At 66.0% G+C, this 17,287-nt stretch carries 18 protein-coding genes and 1 pseudogene; 17 read left to right on the forward strand and 2 right to left on the reverse strand.

The window, feature by feature from the left end:
- Nucleotides 1-378 precede the first annotated feature (378 nt).
- Entirely contained in the window at nt 379-1,353 is a 975-nt protein-coding gene (locus ACFXPK_RS17975) for an IS481 family transposase (RefSeq protein WP_385076372.1), read from the forward strand.
- Nucleotides 1,354-1,409: 56 nt separating this feature from the next.
- Here the strand turns inward: ACFXPK_RS17975 and ACFXPK_RS17980 are convergent, their stop codons facing one another.
- Nucleotides 1,410-2,231, reverse strand: a complete 822-nt coding sequence (locus ACFXPK_RS17980; RefSeq protein WP_385076375.1) for a helix-turn-helix transcriptional regulator — start codon at nt 2,229-2,231, stop codon at nt 1,410-1,412.
- A 686-nt stretch (nt 2,232-2,917) separates the two neighbouring features.
- On the opposite strand from ACFXPK_RS17980, the gene ACFXPK_RS17985 reads away from it, so the two are divergent.
- The 11 genes and pseudogenes from ACFXPK_RS17985 to ACFXPK_RS18035 form a co-directional block, all read left to right on the forward strand.
- The gene (locus ACFXPK_RS17985) at nt 2,918-3,292 is read left to right on the forward strand and encodes a hypothetical protein (RefSeq protein ID WP_385076378.1); all 375 of its coding nucleotides are present in this window, start codon (nt 2,918-2,920) and stop codon (nt 3,290-3,292) included.
- A gap of 57 nt (nt 3,293-3,349) precedes the next feature.
- Nucleotides 3,350-3,931, forward strand: a complete 582-nt coding sequence (locus ACFXPK_RS17990; RefSeq protein ID WP_385076381.1) for a WhiB family transcriptional regulator — start codon at nt 3,350-3,352, stop codon at nt 3,929-3,931.
- Between the two features lie 62 nt (nt 3,932-3,993).
- Complete coding sequence (locus tag ACFXPK_RS17995) at nt 3,994-4,353, forward strand: hypothetical protein (protein ID WP_385076384.1); 360 nt, start codon at nt 3,994-3,996, stop codon at nt 4,351-4,353.
- On the forward strand, nt 4,353-5,207 hold the full coding sequence (locus ACFXPK_RS18000; protein ID WP_385076387.1) for a hypothetical protein: 855 nt from the start codon (nt 4,353-4,355) through the stop codon (nt 5,205-5,207). The genes ACFXPK_RS17995 and ACFXPK_RS18000 overlap by 1 nt, the downstream gene beginning before the upstream one ends.
- Nucleotides 5,208-5,254: 47 nt before the next feature.
- Nucleotides 5,255-5,938 carry an ATP-binding protein gene (locus ACFXPK_RS18005; protein WP_385076390.1) on the forward strand — a complete coding sequence of 228 codons (684 nt, stop codon included), beginning with the start codon at nt 5,255-5,257 and terminating at the stop codon, nt 5,936-5,938.
- Complete coding sequence (locus ACFXPK_RS18010; RefSeq protein ID WP_385076393.1) at nt 5,938-6,288, forward strand: DUF4326 domain-containing protein; 351 nt, start codon at nt 5,938-5,940, stop codon at nt 6,286-6,288. The genes ACFXPK_RS18005 and ACFXPK_RS18010 overlap by 1 nt, the downstream gene beginning before the upstream one ends.
- Nucleotides 6,285-6,704 (forward strand): DUF6195 family protein, encoded by a 420-nt coding sequence (locus ACFXPK_RS18015; protein ID WP_385076396.1) that lies wholly within the window; start codon nt 6,285-6,287, stop codon nt 6,702-6,704. The genes ACFXPK_RS18010 and ACFXPK_RS18015 overlap by 4 nt, the downstream gene beginning before the upstream one ends.
- Nucleotides 6,704-7,819 carry a DUF2637 domain-containing protein gene (locus ACFXPK_RS18020; protein ID WP_385076398.1) on the forward strand — a complete coding sequence of 372 codons (1,116 nt, stop codon included), beginning with the start codon at nt 6,704-6,706 and terminating at the stop codon, nt 7,817-7,819. The genes ACFXPK_RS18015 and ACFXPK_RS18020 overlap by 1 nt, the downstream gene beginning before the upstream one ends.
- Nucleotides 7,820-7,904: 85 nt before the next feature.
- Nucleotides 7,905-8,459 (forward strand): hypothetical protein, encoded by a 555-nt coding sequence (locus ACFXPK_RS18025; protein ID WP_385076400.1) that lies wholly within the window; start codon nt 7,905-7,907, stop codon nt 8,457-8,459.
- 235 nt (nt 8,460-8,694) lie between these two features.
- A complete protein-coding gene (locus ACFXPK_RS18030) occupies nt 8,695-10,344 on the forward strand; it encodes a serine/threonine protein kinase (protein ID WP_385076402.1) in 1,650 nt (549 codons plus the stop codon).
- Between the two features lie 127 nt (nt 10,345-10,471).
- A pseudogene (locus ACFXPK_RS18035) lies at nt 10,472-10,806 on the forward strand (transposase); the annotation flags it as partial.
- Nucleotides 10,807-10,981: 175 nt separating this feature from the next.
- Here ACFXPK_RS18035 and ACFXPK_RS18040 read toward each other — a convergent pair.
- Complete coding sequence (locus tag ACFXPK_RS18040; protein ID WP_385076405.1) at nt 10,982-11,731, reverse strand: transposase family protein; 750 nt, start codon at nt 11,729-11,731, stop codon at nt 10,982-10,984.
- An 890-nt stretch (nt 11,732-12,621) separates the two neighbouring features.
- Here ACFXPK_RS18040 and ACFXPK_RS18045 point away from each other — a divergent pair.
- The 5 genes from ACFXPK_RS18045 (at nt 12,622) to ACFXPK_RS18065 (ending at nt 17,285) form a co-directional block, all read left to right on the forward strand.
- Entirely contained in the window at nt 12,622-12,984 is a 363-nt protein-coding gene (locus ACFXPK_RS18045) for a hypothetical protein (protein WP_385076408.1), read from the forward strand.
- A gap of 9 nt (nt 12,985-12,993) precedes the next feature.
- Nucleotides 12,994-13,971 (forward strand): bifunctional lytic transglycosylase/C40 family peptidase, encoded by a 978-nt coding sequence (locus ACFXPK_RS18050; protein WP_362608417.1) that lies wholly within the window; start codon nt 12,994-12,996, stop codon nt 13,969-13,971.
- Nucleotides 13,972-14,020: 49 nt separating this feature from the next.
- A complete protein-coding gene (locus tag ACFXPK_RS18055; protein ID WP_007447287.1) occupies nt 14,021-14,359 on the forward strand; it encodes a hypothetical protein in 339 nt (112 codons plus the stop codon).
- A gap of 213 nt (nt 14,360-14,572) precedes the next feature.
- A complete protein-coding gene (locus ACFXPK_RS18060; protein ID WP_385076411.1) occupies nt 14,573-15,673 on the forward strand; it encodes a hypothetical protein in 1,101 nt (366 codons plus the stop codon).
- Nucleotides 15,654-17,285, forward strand: coding sequence for a hypothetical protein (locus ACFXPK_RS18065; protein WP_385076414.1), 1,632 nt, complete (start codon nt 15,654-15,656; stop codon nt 17,283-17,285). Before ACFXPK_RS18060 ends, ACFXPK_RS18065 begins: the two co-directional genes overlap by 20 nt.
- Nucleotides 17,286-17,287 lie beyond the last annotated feature (2 nt).

Below are 17,287 nucleotides of genomic sequence, written 5' to 3' on the forward strand. Positions count from 1 at the left end.
ACCCCAAGGACTTCTCCCAGTACGCGAAGCAGACCGCGGCAACCGGCATCTGGAACGCCTGAACGCATCCAGCCGGGCCGCCGGTCAGGCTGCCCACTTGGATGCGGGTCCTACTCCTCGTGCTCAAGGCCGAGTTCATGGGTGGGAACTCACCAAAGCGGCGGATCCGTGTCGACAAACGACTCCCGTTCACGCCGACACGACCAGCTCTTCGCACACGTTCAACGTTCGGTGTCCCCTCCAGGCACCCGCCGAACTCGTCACCAACGTGCACGCCTTCTTCCCGACAGTGCGTTGACCCACGCGCGGCGGCCGCCCCTGGATTCAGGTGGCGGCCGTTGGTGTCCGCACCTGCCCCACACCACCGCAAAGGTCCTCATGTCTCATCCCCATGCCCGGCTGACCATCCACGGCAGACGGCTCCTGGTCGACCGGGTCCGGGCCGGCCGACCTGTAGCCCATGTCGCCGAAGAGATGGGCATCTCCCGCACCACCGCTCACAAGTGGGTACGCCGCTGGCGCGACGAGGGCGACGCCGGTCTCTACGATCGCTCCAGCCGGCCCGGGACGACACCGCACCGAACCCCCGCCGACGTCGAAGCCCAAATCTGCCAGCTACGGCGCGAACGGAAACTCGGCCCCGCCAGGATCGGTCCCATCCTGGGCATGCCTGCCTCCACCGTCCACCGCGTCCTGACCCGGCACCAAATGAACCGCCTGCGCTGGATGGACCGGCCCACCGGGCAAATCATCCGCCGGTACGAACGCGACCGCCCCGGCGAGTTGGTCCACGTCGACATCAAGAAACTCGGCAACATACCCGACGGCGGCGGGCATCGGATCGTGCCCCGGCAGCAGGCAAACGGCAACCGGCAGGCCACGACCGACACGCGCAGGGGCGACAGCCCTGTGATCGGCTACAGCTACCTCCACACAGCAATCGACGATCACTCCCGACTCGCGTACAGCGAGGTTCTGGCCAACGAACGCAAGGAGACCGCCGCTGCCTTCTGGGAGCGCGCCAACACCTTCTTCGCCGCGCACGGCATCACCGTCGAGCGCGTCCTCACGGACAACGGCTCCTGCTACAGATCCCGTCTGTTCGCCGGCGCCGCTGGCATCACCCATAAACGCACGCGCCCCTATCGCCCGCAGACGAACGGCAAGGTCGAGCGTCTGAATCGCACCCTGCTTGACGAGTGGGCGTACGTGCGCCCGTACTCCAGCAACACCGAGCGTACCGAGGCCCTGGCGGACTTCCTCCACACCTACAACTACCACCGGTGCCACACCGCACTCGATGGTCAACCGCCCATCAGTCGCGTCAACAACCCTGCGGGTCAATACACCTAGTACTGCAACGGTGGTGTTTGTCGTGACGGGTGGTCACGGCAAACACCTTTGCAGTACTAACCGTTGCCACCTGGATCGGTCCGTTCAACGACTTCGCCGGCGATGTCGTTCAGGATCGATAGAACATCGGCCGGCAACCCCTCGCTGCCCATCCCGCGGGCCCGGATCCGGCCCACCTGCCCATGCTTGGCCGCGTACATGAAGCGAAGGCCTTCATAGACCTGTGCTGCAACGGCGTCGTTCTGCTCGAAGTACAGCTTTGAAACGTCGAAGAACTTGGCCAGACCTTCGAGGACCACGGGCAACGGGTCGTCCTTCGCCCCCGACCGCAGATCCTCGATGTCCGCCGCCGAGACGACCACGGAGCCCGCGTACGCATTGACCGCGTCCGCGATCTCCGGATCCTCCGGTGACGGGCGGCCTGGGTAGGAGCGCTCCAGGAGGAGGGTGATCTTCTCGGCCAGCGTCTCGGGGGCCTTCTCTGGATGGACCTCGCCGAAGGATCGCGCCTGAGCGCGTTTCAGCTCGTCCTCCGTCACGCCGTACGCCGCCGCCAGGGCAGGGGTGTACTTGTCCTTCAGAGGGCGGACGCCCTGTTCAGCACCCGCCAAGGGGCCGTCGCTCTTCGTCCCGATGATCGCCCTGGTCTCGTACCGATAGAGGCCGGCGTCGCATCGTAGGTCCATCAGATCGGGCAAACCGTCGCGCGGGAACAGATCGTCCAGGCCCCGGTTCAGCGCCCTGGCGAGAGCAGGCAACTTCTCCTGGTCGGGTGTCGTCGCCCCCGACTCCCACCCCGCCACGGTCGAGTCCGCAGCTCCGAGGGCAGACGCCACGTCGGCCTGCGGTACGTCGGCGGCTCGACGTACCGCGCGCACACGTTCTCTATCGAAACGGCGAGCTGGCATCGGACCTCGTTTTTAGGATGAACCGAGGAAACCTCGGCCTATTGACTTTTAATGCGAACCAAGATAGTTTCATCTTAGCGAAAAACGAGGGGGTTCGCACCTCTCTCAGCTTTCGCCCACCTGCGGTTCCCATCGTGGACCGGTCCGGTGGAGAGGCGTTGCCGCGCATCACTCGGGCGCGGCCCTTCCCCTCAAAACGCCATCGGCGTCCGAGAGTTCGCACCTCTCGGACGCCAGACAGCTCGTGATCCGCGGCCCCCGACAAGGGCGCTGGTCACTCGCACGGCCACTCCGTGTCCTTTCGCACGGCACGACGGAGCGGCCTACCGCATAGAGGAGTGTCGCATGTCCCCTACTACGGACTGCAACCCGAAGGTGGAGATCCCTTCGGGCCCGGCTGAACGGCTGGCTGCGCAACTGGCGTCCATGTTGCCGGAGGCCGCCGTCGTGCAGGTGCGTCTTCAAGGGCCCCGGACCCTGTGGCCTCACCTTGGCCTAACGGCCCTGACCGATGGAGGTCGTCACCTTCGCGTCCCTCGGGCGAAGGCGCTCACCATCGCCCGGTGGATCATCCGTTCGTTCCCCCACGCGGGATGGGCGGCCTCGGGCCACGTCTTCGACCTGCGGACGGCTGAGCTGCGCGGGCTGGAAGCGTGATGGCGGCCGTGGCACCGGCGAGTGCCGGACCGGCCCTGGACGTGCGGGGACTCGTGGCCGTTGTCGACCTCTTGGCTCAGGCCGGCGGCCTGGATGCCCTACTGGGCAATCGGGCGACGGATTCCCGCGACAAGCGTCTGCACATCGGATACAGCGAGGCTGCCGAACGGCTGAACATTCCGGAGAAGTGGTTGCGTGAGCGCATATCGACGCTCCCGCACCGGAAGTTCGGGAAGTTCGTTCAGTTCACGGAGGATGACCTCCACGCGATTTCCGATATGCACTTCGTCAGCCCTGGCGCAAGGTCCCAGAGGGACGACGAGTCGGCGCTGATGGCGCTTCAGCCGTCAAAGCGCTCTCGTAAGCGTTCCTGATCTCCTCTCGCGCCCGACTGTCACCATTCACGGCGCCGCGAACATCGCGAGATATCAATGAGCACTGACATATCCGGCCTCATCGAGGCTGCGCACCAGGGAAATTGGCTGCCTCTCATAGAGGAGTCCAAGAAGGCTCCGGGGAAACACTGGGCCGAATCTGCTCGGTGCACGAACCAAGACATCAACATCTTCGTGCCTCTCGCAGACGGGCCACGAGAGGACCCCGACGTGGTGAAAACCAAACTGGGAATCTCTCTCAACCGTCCGCGTAATCTCTGCGGGTCATGCCCGGTGGCCGTCGCCTCCCGATGCCTGGTGGAAGCTCTCAAGGATGATGACGAGTACGGAATCCGGGGCGGGCTTTTGGCCTCCGAGCGCGCAGAGTTGCGGCGCGCGTGGCAGGACCGGGACACCGAGAAAGCCGTAGAAGGCGCGCTTCGGGGATGCACCGCACCCCTGACCAAGCTTGCCAGGGAAGCCGTGATCGCCCGCTTCGCCACCGATCCCTCCTTGGACGCCGCCGCCGTCGCGCGCGGGCTCGGAGTGACGCACGAGTACCTGTTGAAGCTCGCACGTCGCTACCGAAAGTCGCAGGCCGGACCGGGCACTCCCTCGCTCCGAGTCGTCGCCGCCTGAGTGCGCTTCCGAAGAAACGATCCTTCCGCACGGCGGACCCTGCGTCCTCGGGAGTTCTCCCCATGCTTCAGAACAACCCCTCCGGACTTCGGCCCACGGATATGTGTGCCGCGATCCGCGAGATTGCACCTACGGCCGCGCTCGTTCGGGTTTACCCCCAGCGTCGGTCTGTTACCCACCTCTTCGAATCGGACTTCTACCGCATGCTCATCGACCGCAGGACCGAAGAAGAAGTGGCCCGCGTGATCAGGCACGGATTTGGAAAGCTTGCAGACTGGCGCCTTGCCCACGATTTCTACCTTCCGACGGCAACGCTGTACCTCACTCCGGAGCCGCATCAGAATGGGTACATTCCGGAGGACGACAATTCTTTCGGGCTTTCCCGCCACCGTCGAGTAGTGATAGCTGGCGGTGAGCGCTGATGAGCGACATAGTCACCGAACTGATCTGGTCGCAATCAGAGTCGCGCCGGGGCTCGCGTCTCGTCATGCTGGCACTGGCCCGTGAGGCGGACGACAACGGCAAGGCCACTCTGACCCTTGACGACATAGCCGGAATCACCCGCCTGACGCCGCGTTCGATCACGAAGTGTCTGGGGGAGCTGGCGAACCTCGGGGAACTCAGCCACGAGCGGGGAGGCGGGGCTTCCAACCCCAACACGTACTCGATACTGCTGCGCCCGGCGGGCGACCGTACCGGTTCAGAGAAGAAACTTCCCGCTCTCCTCCCTGAAGGCCCGGGAGAGGGTACTAACTTCCAGGAAGTTGTCTCCCGGAACTCCACTCCAGTGGCCGGAAGTGGGAAGTTTCAGCGCACAGATTCGGAAGTTTCTTCCTCGCGCGTACGTGGTGGTAATACTCCCTACGGGAGTATTACCACCACCAAAGAGCAAGCTAGCTTGCTGGGACCGCGTCGAGAGAACTCAACCGACAAGGACTCGGTGAAGGTTCCCGACGGAGCGAAGGATCTGGTAACAGCCATCACCGGAGCTGGAATGCTCGTCGGCTGGCGGCTGGCCGAATCCGAGTGGGACCGGGTAACAGCTCTCGCAGCGCGCTGGGGAAATGAACGTCTGGTCGAGATGGTGGCGCGTCGGTGGAATGCCGACCGGCCGCCACAATCCGCCCGCTATCTGCTGCGCATCTGGGCGGATCTCCCGTCGCACGCTTCCGCCGCAGCCTCCCAAGGAAACGTCGTGCCGCTGCGCCGACAGCCCGCGGGCTGGATTCCCTTTCAGAACACCGCCGCCCCCAGCGCCTACCAGAACGGATTTTGATCATGGCTGAGCCGGAACGCGCGGGCAGCGCCAGGTCAATGCGCGCCATGGAACGAATACTCGCTGCGAAGGGACTTCAGGTCGTGCCGGACTCCGACCCTGCCGACGAGGTACCGGAAGAGAACCCTGGAGACCTCGAATGGCACAGCCGGGCTCGGGCCGACTACGCCCTGACCCGCTGGCGGCGCGCGACCCCTCCCCGGTTCCGTGACGCGGAGGCCACGCTGCCGGAGGTCGTCCGGTGGGCCGACCGCGCCCTTGCGGACAACGCTGCCGCTGGTGCTCTGCTCCTCACCGGCCTCACGGGGACGGGCAAGACGCACCAGGCGTACGGGGCCCTGCGAAGGATCGCGGCCGGCGCACCGGACCGCTTTGAGCTGATCGCCGTGAACTCGGCGGACATGTACGGCAACCTGCGGCCTTCACAGGTCATGGGCGCCTCGGAACACGAGCTGCAACGGCTCAGCCGGGTCCAGTACCTGTTCCTCGATGACCTCGGTACGGCGAAGACGTCGGAATGGACCGAGGAGGTGACGTACCGGCTGATCAACTACAGGTACAACCACTGCCTGCCGACGATCATCACGTCCAACCTTCCGGCCCGCGACGAGAACGGGCCGGACCTGAGCGACTTCGTCGGGGCGCGCGTGGCGAGCCGCCTGGCGGAGATGGTCACGACCCTCGTGCCGATGATCGGCGCCGACCGGCGTCGTGGCGGGAGGGCGGCCTGATGCCCGTCCGCCTTCGCGGAGCCTCCCGTGATGCCGCCGCGCTGTCCACAGCCTGTGCATACGTCGGCCCGCTCAGCCGGTACGCGAACCCCTTCACGGCAGGGGTGCGCTCGCCGCTCGGTCCCCCGATGGACGACACGGAAGCAGTAGATCTCTTCGCCGCCACACTCCGGGGCCCGGTCGGCCGCCACTACGCCGCTCGCTTCGCCCGAGCGCTGCACGGGCTCGACCTGATGTGCACATGCGCCCTTGACGCTCCGTGCCACGCGGACGTCCTTCTCCGTCTCGCCAACGAGTCCGGCGGCGGAACCGCACTTCGCACCACCGATCTTCTGGAAGGCCCCCGATGAGTCACCCGATCATGTTCGCTGCGGCCAAGCACCTCTCCAGCGCGGAGGAGAGGCGCACAGCCGCCCGGGAGGCGGCGTTCCGCACCTGGGGTCCACGGTCGATCACGGCCGCGTCGAAGTACGCCCGCACCCTCCTGGGGGACGCCGCGGTCACGCTCGACTGGGAGGTGCTGGGCCTGTTGAGCTTTGAAGAGCACCTGCAAGCCGTCGCCTCACTCGACACGACCGGCGGCCAGCACCTGGAGCTCTACTACACCGACCAAGGCGGCACCGAACGGATCTCGCTGCGGGTGTCGTGCGTGAGCTGCCCGAGTCAGCACGTGCACCAGGTGACGTCTCTGGAGCAGTTCGGACAGCTCCTCTCGCAGACCCCGGCCTGGTCGGACATCGCGCCCCGCGAAGGGGGCAACCTCTGATGTCGCACACCCACATAGACACGGCGACGGGAACCGAACGGCAGGGCTACAGCCTGCGCGGCATGACGGCCTGGGACCGCAGCGCGATCATCCTGCTCGGCGCGGCCGGCTTCGCCTTCTCGTACGACGCGCTGCGTCAGATCGCCCTCGCCATCCACGCCAGGGAGAACCTGTCCTACCTGTTCCCGGTGTTCATCGACGGGTTCATTGCCTACGGAGTGCGGGCGATCGTTCTCCTGCGTCACGAGCGGTTCGCCGCACGGTTCTACGCGTGGGTCCTGTTCCTCTCCGCGACCGGGGCGAGCCTCGGCGCGAACGCTCTGCACGCGATCACGCTGAACGATTCTCAGGAGGCCGGACGGTCCGCGCTGCACCTGGCGGACAGCGTCGTGGGGGTCCTCTCGATGCTCGCGCCGCTCGCGCTGGCGGGATCGGTCCACCTCTACATCCTGATGGCGCGGACGGCTGAGCGGGCGGTCCCGGACGGGACGGAGACCGGTCCCGGACCGGTCCGGGAGGAGACTCCGACGCTCGAACGCGTCGCGGTCGAGCCGGGACCTCGCCCGCTGGAATTTCCCGTGCAGACGGCACCCCGACTGCTGCCGGGCGGTCCGTCCGCACCGGTAGTACCCCCTGCACCCGCCGTTGACCTGCGGAAAGTCGCGGATCAGCCCGAAGGCCCTGTGGGCGCGGCCAGTACGGCGGCCTCCCCGTCCGCGGAGGCGGACGGGGAGGAGACGGACGACGGGACGGCGGACGGACCGGGCCCCAACTCGCCGGGCGAGGGGCCGACCACCGATCCTTCGTCGGCAGCCGATCCGTCCGCTCCGGCTATGGTCCGCAACGCTGCGGACGGGGAAGAGCGGTCCGTCCCGGACGGCCCGGAGGGATCGCAGGACCGGGAGGCGGACGACGACTGGTTGACGGAGCTGCTGCCCATCGCACAGGCCGCCTGCGACCGGGCCGGACGGATCAGTCGTGAGGTTGTCGGCGACGCCGTCCGCAAGCACCAGGCGATCAGCAACGACCGCCTTGGGGTGCTGCTGACCCGGCTGAAGGAAGAGGACGCCGAGGGGGCCAAGACACCCGTCGCCGCTGCCTCCAGCCTGTGGTGATTGCATCTCATGACGGGCCCGGGACCTGGGCGGCTCGCGCCGTACAGGCCCCGGCCCGGCCCGCTCGATCAGGAAAGGAACGACGATGTGGTCTCGCCGACGCGACCGGGCGGAGGACACCGTCCGCGCCGATGCCGCACAGGCAGCGTCCGCGCTCACGCAGCACCTCCAGGACGGAGGCGGTCTCGTGCCCGTCCAGGTGAGCGGCTTTGCCCTTGCGGCCGGTGAACTCGCCTTCGCCGACGTGCAATGTTCCGCCGCCCGCTTCTACGGGACGGACGTCGGCTACCCGACCTCGATCGGGTACTTCGAGCACCACCCGACCTTCGGCCGGCGGTGGGTGAGCAACCGGCGCCTCGACGCCCGTCGGCGGCAGGAAGCGGAGGACGCAGCCCTTCCCCAGTGGCGCGATCACACTGCGGCCCGAGTGGTGCTCACCTCGGCCGGGGTGCGGCTCCTGCCGCGAGGCGCCCGCGAGTGGATGCCGTTCGACCACGCCCTCCTGACCGGCGTCACCGCCGAACCGGGCACCGTCGTGCTCTCGTACAGCACGTGCGCGCCCCTGCTCCTTTCCGGCCCCTCCGCGCCGTGGCTCGGCATAGCGATCAAGCCCTGCTCTGCTGCTATAAACGGCTCCTGAAACTGACCATGTAGGACACGGTCTCAGCATGGCGTAGATGGCTTCGACTTGGGATCGAATGGAGGCCTGCGCCTCCCGGCCCTGGAGTTGATCTTCACCAGTCAGGGTGCAGCTGCAGCGATAGTCTCGCGTGTCAACAGCCTACTCGGGTATGTTGACTTACAGGGCATCTGGATCGGCCCACTCGCTTCTCAGTTCACTGACATGACGATAGGGCTTCTCACTTAATTCAAGCGTGGGCAAGCTGAAGCATTTGACTGTGATAAGTCCGGGAGGGATTCTCATGGTGATGCATCCGTTGGTTCAAGGAGACCCGCGCGTTATCTCGGAGTACGTAATTCAGGGCCGCCTGGGGGCTGGCGGAATGGGAATTGTGTACTTTTCAAAAACGCGCGGCGGGCGACCGGTCGCCATTAAGACAGTGCGCCCTGACCTGGCAGCAGATCCACGTTTCCGGAAGCGATTCGAACATGAGGTGCAGGCCGCTCGGCAGGTGCGCGGGAATTATATTGCGAACGTATTAGATAGCAATACTGAAGGGCCTGTTCCCTGGCTGGCCACGGAATACATTTCAGGCGTATCTCTTGCGCGAATAATTTCCGCGCATGGTGCGGTTCCGCTCAGAACGTTTCTGGGGGTGGCGGCCGGTGTTGCGAACGCCTTGGAAGACATCCATGCAGTCCGCATTATTCATCGAGACCTTAAGCCGGGAAACATTATTCTGACGCAGAATAGCCTGTCCGTGATCGACTTCGGTATCGCACGTGTTCTCGACTCAGACCCCCTGACGGGTGCTAATACTCGCATCGGAACTCCGGCTTTTATGGCGCCCGAACAAATTAAAGGAAACGTGCCGACCACGTCGGCTGCTGACGTTTTTTCCCTGGGGTTAACTATCCATGTCGCCGCGACGGGACGCCACCCTTTCGAGAAGGAATTATATGCGGCAATCCCTTATCTTCAGGGAGGCGCGCCAGACCTCACCGCTTGTCCGCCCCCGTTACGCGCCCTCCTAGGTCATTGCCTGGCAATGAACCCTGCCGAGCGACCCACAGCCACCGAGGTCGTTGCCCTTTGCCAGGAATTGGGCGGGCGACTGGGACTGACAAGGGTACTGCCCGACGATGGATGGCTGCCCGAGGAATATACAGTAGTTTCAATTTCGAAACCGAGCCACTCGTCCCTTCCTGTCGGAAATATTCCCGTCTCGTCGGCGTCGACACCTGCCGGCAGTCCAGTTGCACCCTACAAGCAGTGGGCAGCCCGCCGCAAGATCGCCTTTGGTGGTCTAGCGCTCGCCCTTGCCAGCGCCGCCGTTGTCTTTATCTACGTTTCCCAGGACGGCGCTAACACCAAGCCCCAGGACGGCGCTAACACCAGGCCCCAGGACGGCGACGAAATCACCAGGACCCCGGACGGCGACGAAATCGAGGTCGCCAAGCAATGCCTTACTGGGGGGCCGTGGGAGCTACATCAGAAAACAGGAGAACCGATCGCGGCCCACAAAGTCGAAATCAATTTCACCGGATCGAGTACTTTTGTATTCAATGCGGATGGCACCGGGGTCAGAATTGACAAAAACCTGAAAGAAATCACTCATTTTGAATCAGTCAATGGTTCGTCGGCTTGGGCGCCGATTGTCGTAGATCAAGACGGAAGGATTGACTTTCGCTACAGTTTCAAAAAATCCAAGAATGACCTCAAGCTTACATTTACCCCAAAAGAAGGAAAAATCAATCGAAAGGATCATGATCCTGATGGCGCCGCTCGTTCTACTGACCTTAAGCTCAATGACAGCTTTTTTTCTTGTACTGATATAGTACTCACCATCACAGAGGGTGGCAGCGGAGCTAGGTCGGACTCCTACACTCGGAGTTTTAGGTGACGGAAGACGCCCTCGCATTCTTGACGGAACCATCGTCACCAAGGAAATCGGGACCCGGCCAACCTCCAGACTCCGGATGAGGCTGTTCGGAATTGTCCAGGACAACACCCGACAACCCTCCTATGGGCGCAGGCTCGATGCGGTCGTCGCGGACAAGGCGTATTCGTCCCGGGCGATCCGCCAGTCCCTGCGACGCAAAGGTATCCGGGCGGTGATCCCGGAGTGGGCGGCCCAGAAGGTCAACCGCCTGCGGCGAGGGAAGGCCGGCGGCAGACCGCCGGCCTTCGACCGTGAGCTTTACAAGGCCCGCAACGTGGTCGAGCGCTGCTTCAACCGCCTCAAGCAGTTCCGCGCGATCGCTTCGACGAATTCGCCACCCACTGCAAGGCCGGAGTCCACCTCGCCGCACTCATCCTCTGGCTCCGCGAACACAACCAAGATCCTTTGTCAGACAGAGCCTAGGCCTCAGGACGGGATATTCCCTTCCAGGAAAGCCGCGGTGTCGTTCTGGAAGGTCTCGACCCACTCGTCTCGCCCCTCTCGCAGAGGGTGGCCGACGGTGGGAATCCTACGGTGGCACAGGTAGCGCAGATCGAGCGCGGTGACATCGTCTCCGTATTTCAACCACTGAGCTTCTTCAGCGTTGCAGCTCCAGTGTGAGGACTGCCTTGGCGATTGACGTCATGCGGTTGGGGCTGCATCGGGACCTGCGGAAGATCCGCCAGGACTTCAGGCGGGCGACGCCGCGTTCGACCGGTGCGCGTGCCGCGGCCAGGGCACGGTTGCGGGTCCTGTCGGTGGGAGTGAGTTCCTGGAGGGGCTTGCGCTTGATGCCGGTGGTGAGCGGTGGGCCGGCACCCTGGTAGGCGAGATCGGCCATGATCGGAACGCCTTGGCGCTCGCAGATGCGGATGATCCGGTGGGTGCGTGCGGCAGTCAGGTCGTGAGTGCGGCCCGGCAGAGCGGGCGAGAGCCATAACAGCCGGCCGCAGGGATCGGTGACAACCTGCACGTTCACGCCGTGGCTCCGGTGTTTGTGGGAGTAGTCGGCAGGGCCGTCGCCGACCCGGTCGCACTCGGCGAGGGTGCTGTCGAGAAGGACGAAGTCGGGTTCGTGCTCGCGCAGTGTCTTCAGCAGACCTGGGGCACGCGCGGCGAGCAGGTCGACGACCGCGCTGGTGTAGGCGTGGGCGGTGGATTCGCTGATCCCGAACCCGGCGGCGATCTTCGCCAGAGTGATGTGTTCGCGCAGGTACACCAGAGCCACCATCGCGCGCTGGGACGACCGGAGCTTGCAGCGCCGGTCGCCCTCACGGGTGCCGATCAGCATGGTGACCCACTCCACGAGTGCATGCGGAAGGTCGAGTGCGGCAGGATGAATGACCAACGAGGCCCCCGAGCAACGTGATTGAGACGTCAGACACCTCAATCAACAGCTCGTCGGCCCATCACCCGATCGGTGGCGGCCTCGAAGAAGCTCAATGATCACGAAGCCCGTGCCCGCCCTGCTATGCGCCCCAACCGGTCACAACCCGACCAGCCGCACGACCCCGGAACTTGCAACCGCCCTGCCTGCGCCACGGGGCCGCATAGGGCCTCAAAAACTCCCTCGGGACGAAAGCCGGAACTTAATTCCAGGAATTAAGTTCCGGCTTTTTACGTGATTCGAGTTGTCCGCGAACCCCTGCAAGGATTCAGGCACGGCCAACGCCACAAGGCACTTCCCGGCCGTAGAGATCACTCATGATCTCGCCCGAATCACGGAAGGGGCTGATGGCCTTGATATGAGTAACACGCCCGGCAGCTCAACCGTCTCGCCAATGCGAAACACGATCGAACCCTTCCGCAAATGAGACAGGCAGATAGAGCTACACGCTCCAGCCTGCTCTGCGATTTCCCCGGCATTCGCCGGTAAAGCCCGCAGGGAGAATCCCCTCCTTCCTGCGAAGGAGCGGTGCGGCCCTCCGCCCCCGCAGGGCCGCACCGCTCACTTCCCCCCGAAATCCCATGCACCAAGGTTGTGGTCCCCGCGTGCCTCGATCCACCCGTTTCATACCCATATCAGCCGCAATAGGAGTGGCTGGTTCTCTGGCCTTCCTGTCGACCGGCTGCTCCAGCGCGGCCAACGACACCTCCGCGGCCCCGACTGCGTCGGCACAGCCGCGATCCGTCTCGGCGGGCGTCCCCGGCACCGCAACGCCGCACAGCGGCGCTACCGCATCCGCCTCAACTACCGCTCTCCCAAGCGACGTCGAGAGGACCGCGCGGGCCTTCGCCGTGGCCTACGCGGAGCACGACGCCCGCGACGGTGCAGACAGCTCGTACGCGGATGCCGGCGCTCGGGCCGCCCGGCTCGCCTCGGGGGAACTCGCGGGCGTGCTCGCCCAGAAACGTCCGGGCCAGGATGCCGCCTGGGCCGACCTGCGGGCCGAGAAGGCTCGCCAGTCGGCCAAGGTCACGGCGGCCGTGGTTCCGGACGGGGCGCCCGCGGTGACGGCCTCCTACGCTCTCGTCCGCGTGAGCTACACCCTCACGACCACCCCCAAGTCCGGGCACCCGCGCAGCAGTAGTGAACAGCTCGCGCTCCGTCTGGAGCACACCTCCGAGGGCTGGCGGGTCACCGCCTTGCCCTGGGCGTGACGGGCCGCGATGAACAAGGGCACGCAAGCGGGCCTGGGGCTCGTCACGGCCGGGCTCATCACCGGTGTCGCCATGCTGACCACGTTCGGAGGGGCTGACAGCGCCTCCGCGCAGGAGGCCGGTCCGGGTGGCGGCATCACGACGGACGCCCCCGTACCGGGCTGGGTCCGTGAGCTGATCAACAAGCACGCGGGCGAGTGCCCGCAGGTCACAGCCTCGCTCCTGGCGGCTCAGCTCTACACGGAGAGCCATTTCAACTCGGGCGCGACCTCGCCCGTCGGCGCCCTCGGTATCGCTCAGTTCATGCCGGGGACCTGGGCCGAGCACGGCAAGGACGGCGACGGCGACGGGGTCAAGGACGTCCGCAACCCCGCGGACGCCATCGCCGCTCAGGCGGCCTACGACTGCACCTTGGCCGCCGAGGTCAAGAAGGTGCCGGGCGACTCGACGGACAACATGTTGGCCGCGTACAACGCGGGCGGCGGCGCGGTGATCAAATACGGCGGCATCCCCCCGTATCCCGAGACCCGCGACTACGTCCGCAACATCCGCTCGCTGGCCTCGAAGTGGGCCGACGCCGTCCGTCCGGACGCTCCGGCCGGCAAGGGCGCCGCCCGCGCGATCACGGCCGCGAAGACCGCTCTGGGCACTTGGTACCAGTGGGGCGGCAGCTGCGTCATGCCCTACACGGGCATGGGCGGCTGCGACTGCTCCTCGCTCACCAAGATGGCCTGGTCAGCGGCGGGAGTGAACCTGCCGCGCACCACGTACGACCAGGTCCACGCAGGGACCGCCGTCAAGGCCGTCTCCCAACTCGCACCGGGTGACCTGCTGTTCTCGGTCCCCGGCTCCGCCGGACCTGAGCACGTCGGCATGTACATCGGCGGCGGCCAGGTCATCGACGCCCCGCACACCGGCGCTCAGGTGCGGATCAAGCCGCTCAGCTACTGGAAACCGCAGATCATCGCGATGCGGCACGTCGGCTAATCACGCCAAAACATCCCAAACCATTTCTTACAGCACCAAGGGGCTGAACATGCACAACCTCCTTTCTGCCGCTGCTGATCCCTCCCTGCACACGACCCTCGCCGCCGGTGCCGATGTCGTCAGCGGGGTGAAGCCGGACTGGGGCCCGTTCGGCAAGCTCGGCGGGACGGCAAAGGTGATCCTTGGCGTCATCGCGGCCGTCGTCCTCGTCGTCGGGGCCGGTGCCTTCCTCGCCGGTGTCGGCAAGTCGAAGGGCTGGTTCGGTGAGGGCCACTCCACGATGGACAGCTCGCGCGGCAAGGGGATGATGGTCGGCGGTCTGACCTGCGTCTTCCTCGTGGCCAGCTTCGGCACCATCTTCGCCATCACGTACGGCATGGGTGTGTGACCTATGGCTCCCCGATCCCGGAGGAACGTTTCCTCCTCGAAGACCAGCGGAGCACGCCGTCCGTCGGCGAAGCTCTGGGGCATCGCGGCTGGCGGTGCTGCGGTGGTCACCGCGGCCGGGGTGGTCGTCAGCATGGCGACGGGCACCCCTCCGACTGCGGCCCCCTCCGCATCCGCACCTGCACACTCGGCTCCTCAGCAGAGCGGCGAAGGTGTGCGCGAGCTGCACGGCGTGCCCGTCGGCTACCCGCACACCCGCTCCGGCGCTAAGGCAGCGGCAGCCAACTACACGACCGTTGCCGGAAGTTCGCGCTTCCTCACGGACAAGGACGCACGGCACGCGGCGGTGGCCGTCATGGCGGCCAAGGGCACGGCCGAAGCGGCGGTGAAGAAGGCCGACCACGCGGCCGGTGACGCGGCCGGCTCGCTGCGGGGGGACACCTCCAAGGTCTCCGCCAAGAAGGCGATCGCCTGTACCGGCGTCCTCTCCGCCCACGTCCTCAGCTCCGATGCCCACGGCGCGATGGTGCGGTTGTGGACGACGACCGTGCGCGGCAGCGCGGCCGGGAACGCGACGCCGAAGGCGGGCTTCCAGTCGGTGACGGTCACGCTCACCTGGGAGTCGAACGACTGGAAGCTGAAGAACAGTTCGGCCTCCTCGGGGCTGGTCGCTCCGATCGACGTACGGCAGGCGTCCAACGTGCCGGGCGACTTCTCGGACTACGTTCCCGCCGCTGCAGAAGACCCCGTGCTCAGCGGCGCCGAGAACCGGAGCGGGTTCCCGGCCCCGTACGGACACGATGAGCGCGGCGCGCGCGCCGCCGCCGTCAGCGCCACCATGCTGTACGGCGACAGCCGGTTCTTCACCGATGAGGACTGGCGGCACCGGATGCTGTCGGCCACGGCCGCGTCGAGCGTGCTGCACTCGGTCACCTCGGATACCGACTCGACGGCTCGTCTGGTCATGGAGAACCGCGGGGTCGGCGCGGACGGGACGACCGCCGACGGCGGCGAGCTGATCACGCGGACTGCGGCGCTCGCCACTCGCTCGATCTCCTACTCGGGCCAGGCCGCGAGCATCGAGCTGTGGACGGCGTCAGTGGGCGGCGTCGCCGGGAAGGACGAGACGCAGCGTCCGCAGGTCGCCTTCCTGCGGATGATCGTGGATCTGGTCTGGGAAAACGGCACCTGGAAGACGACGGCCGTCACGCCGTCCGAACCGCTCGTGCCGTCTCCGCCGGCCATGCAGGAGGCAGACCCGGCCGAGTCGTTCGCGCACGTGGGGGGTGCCAGCAATGCGTCTGCGACTGCGTGACGACGCCCCCGGCCTGCTGACCGTCGAGCGGGGAACTCCGTGTCGCTGGCGCCGCCAACTCCAGGCGGTGGCGATGGTCAACGTGATCATCGGGTTCGTGCTCGTGCCCTCGGCGGTGGCCAACCCCTTCTGCTACATCCCCATGGTGTGCGAGGCGAAGGCGACCATCGACTTCGTCAAAGACCCGCTGGGGTTCCTGCTCCAGAAGCTCACCGAGGCGAACATCTGGTTCCTGCGCAAAATGCTGGAACTGATCCAGAACACCACGAAGATCGACCTCACGAGCCCCGGCTTCCTGAAGCAGTACGCGATCATCTTCGCGGCCTCCAGCCTGCTCACCGTGGCCCTGTGGCTGATCGCCGTGGCCAAACGGGCGGTTCGCGGGGTCGCCGTGACCACCGCCGTGTCCGAGGCGATCGGCTTCCTGCTCCTTCAGTTCGTGGTCAACGCCATGACGCCGGGCGCGATTGCGCTGCTGATGAAGGCCATTGACGAGGTCACAGCCGTCTTCGAGCCCTATGCAACATCGAACTTCAAGCCGTTCCTGGAGAACATCCTCAAGGTCATGGCCTCGAACCCTACCGAGGGCGTGGGGCAGTTGCTGGTCGTAAACCTGATCATGATGTGCGGCGCGCTGCTGATGTGGATCGAGCTGCTGATCCGCAGCGCGGCCATCTACGTGGCCGTCGCGCTCGGACCCATCGTCAACGCCGGGCTGGTCGACCGCGACCTGTGGAACAAGAGCAAGAAGTGGTTCGGCGCCATCTTCGCCATCGGCTTGTCGAAGCCGGTCCTGTTCGCCCTGCTGGGCCTCGGCGGCGCGATCCTCAGCGACAGCTCGGGAAGCATGTCCGACGCGGTCTCCAAGACTCTGGTAGGCGCGCTGATCCTCCTCCTCGCCGTCTTCGCGTCCGCCACCCTCTACAAGTGGGTGCCTGCCTTCGGCGACGAGATGGCCAGCCTCCACCACGACCGGAAGAGTACTCAGTCCTCCGGCCCTGCCGCCGCGATCGACGGTCCCGGCCAGCACGCCAACCGAGCGATGGGCGCGCGGGTGCAGGACTCCTTGGTCGGCGGCTCCAAGACCGCCGGTGCCAAGACCGCTGGTGCGAAAATGGGCGGCGGAACGGCTGTGGCAGGACCGGTCGCGGCCGGGGTCGCCGTCGCCAAGGCCGGCGTTGATGTGGCGAAGAACAAGGCCACCAATTCCCCGGGCGCGCAGGGCACCGGCGCCGCAGGCAGCCGTAAGCCCGAACAGCCTGAAAGTCAGCAGGGTGGCGCCGAAACCGCAGATACTTCCGGTGCACCGGCCGCCGCACGTCCGCAGGGATCAACCTCCGACCCGGTCGTCAGCTCGTCCCCGGACTGGTCCTCGGCCGGTGGCCACGCGTCGGCCGGACGGTCACCGGGAGCCAACGGAGCCCCGAGCACGGCTCGGCCGCCCTTGCCCCCGTCGCCCGGTCCGGGAACCTCTGGCCCGACGGCGCCCGCCTCTCCGTCTTCCGCATCAGGAACCGCCTCGGGCTCCGGGCCCTCCGTCACGCCCCCGCCGCCGTCGCGGCCCTCGGGCGGACAGGCACCCGGACGACCGAACCCCAGCAAGGATCAGTGACA

Source organism: Streptomyces sp. NPDC059142 (genome assembly GCF_042755665.1).
Lineage (GTDB): Bacteria > Actinomycetota > Actinomycetes > Streptomycetales > Streptomycetaceae > Streptomyces.

What these genes read in the sequence shown, in the direction of transcription:
- ACFXPK_RS17975 (WP_385076372.1), top strand. Translation starts at nt 379, where the DNA reads ATGTCTCATCCCCATGCCCGGCTGACCATCCACGGCAGACGGCTCCTG.
- ACFXPK_RS17985 (WP_385076378.1), top strand. Translation starts at nt 2,918, where the DNA reads ATGGCGGCCGTGGCACCGGCGAGTGCCGGACCGGCCCTGGACGTGCGG.
- ACFXPK_RS17990 (WP_385076381.1), top strand. Translation starts at nt 3,350, where the DNA reads ATGAGCACTGACATATCCGGCCTCATCGAGGCTGCGCACCAGGGAAAT.
- ACFXPK_RS17995 (WP_385076384.1), top strand. Translation starts at nt 3,994, where the DNA reads ATGCTTCAGAACAACCCCTCCGGACTTCGGCCCACGGATATGTGTGCC.
- ACFXPK_RS18000 (WP_385076387.1), top strand. Translation starts at nt 4,353, where the DNA reads ATGAGCGACATAGTCACCGAACTGATCTGGTCGCAATCAGAGTCGCGC.
- ACFXPK_RS18005 (WP_385076390.1), top strand. Translation starts at nt 5,255, where the DNA reads ATGGAACGAATACTCGCTGCGAAGGGACTTCAGGTCGTGCCGGACTCC.
- ACFXPK_RS18010 (WP_385076393.1), top strand. Translation starts at nt 5,938, where the DNA reads ATGCCCGTCCGCCTTCGCGGAGCCTCCCGTGATGCCGCCGCGCTGTCC.
- ACFXPK_RS18015 (WP_385076396.1), top strand. Translation starts at nt 6,285, where the DNA reads ATGAGTCACCCGATCATGTTCGCTGCGGCCAAGCACCTCTCCAGCGCG.
- ACFXPK_RS18020 (WP_385076398.1), top strand. Translation starts at nt 6,704, where the DNA reads ATGTCGCACACCCACATAGACACGGCGACGGGAACCGAACGGCAGGGC.
- ACFXPK_RS18025 (WP_385076400.1), top strand. Translation starts at nt 7,905, where the DNA reads ATGTGGTCTCGCCGACGCGACCGGGCGGAGGACACCGTCCGCGCCGAT.
- ACFXPK_RS18050 (WP_362608417.1), top strand. Translation starts at nt 12,994, where the DNA reads ATGAACAAGGGCACGCAAGCGGGCCTGGGGCTCGTCACGGCCGGGCTC.
- ACFXPK_RS18055 (WP_007447287.1), top strand. Translation starts at nt 14,021, where the DNA reads ATGCACAACCTCCTTTCTGCCGCTGCTGATCCCTCCCTGCACACGACC.
- ACFXPK_RS18065 (WP_385076414.1), top strand. Translation starts at nt 15,654, where the DNA reads ATGCGTCTGCGACTGCGTGACGACGCCCCCGGCCTGCTGACCGTCGAG.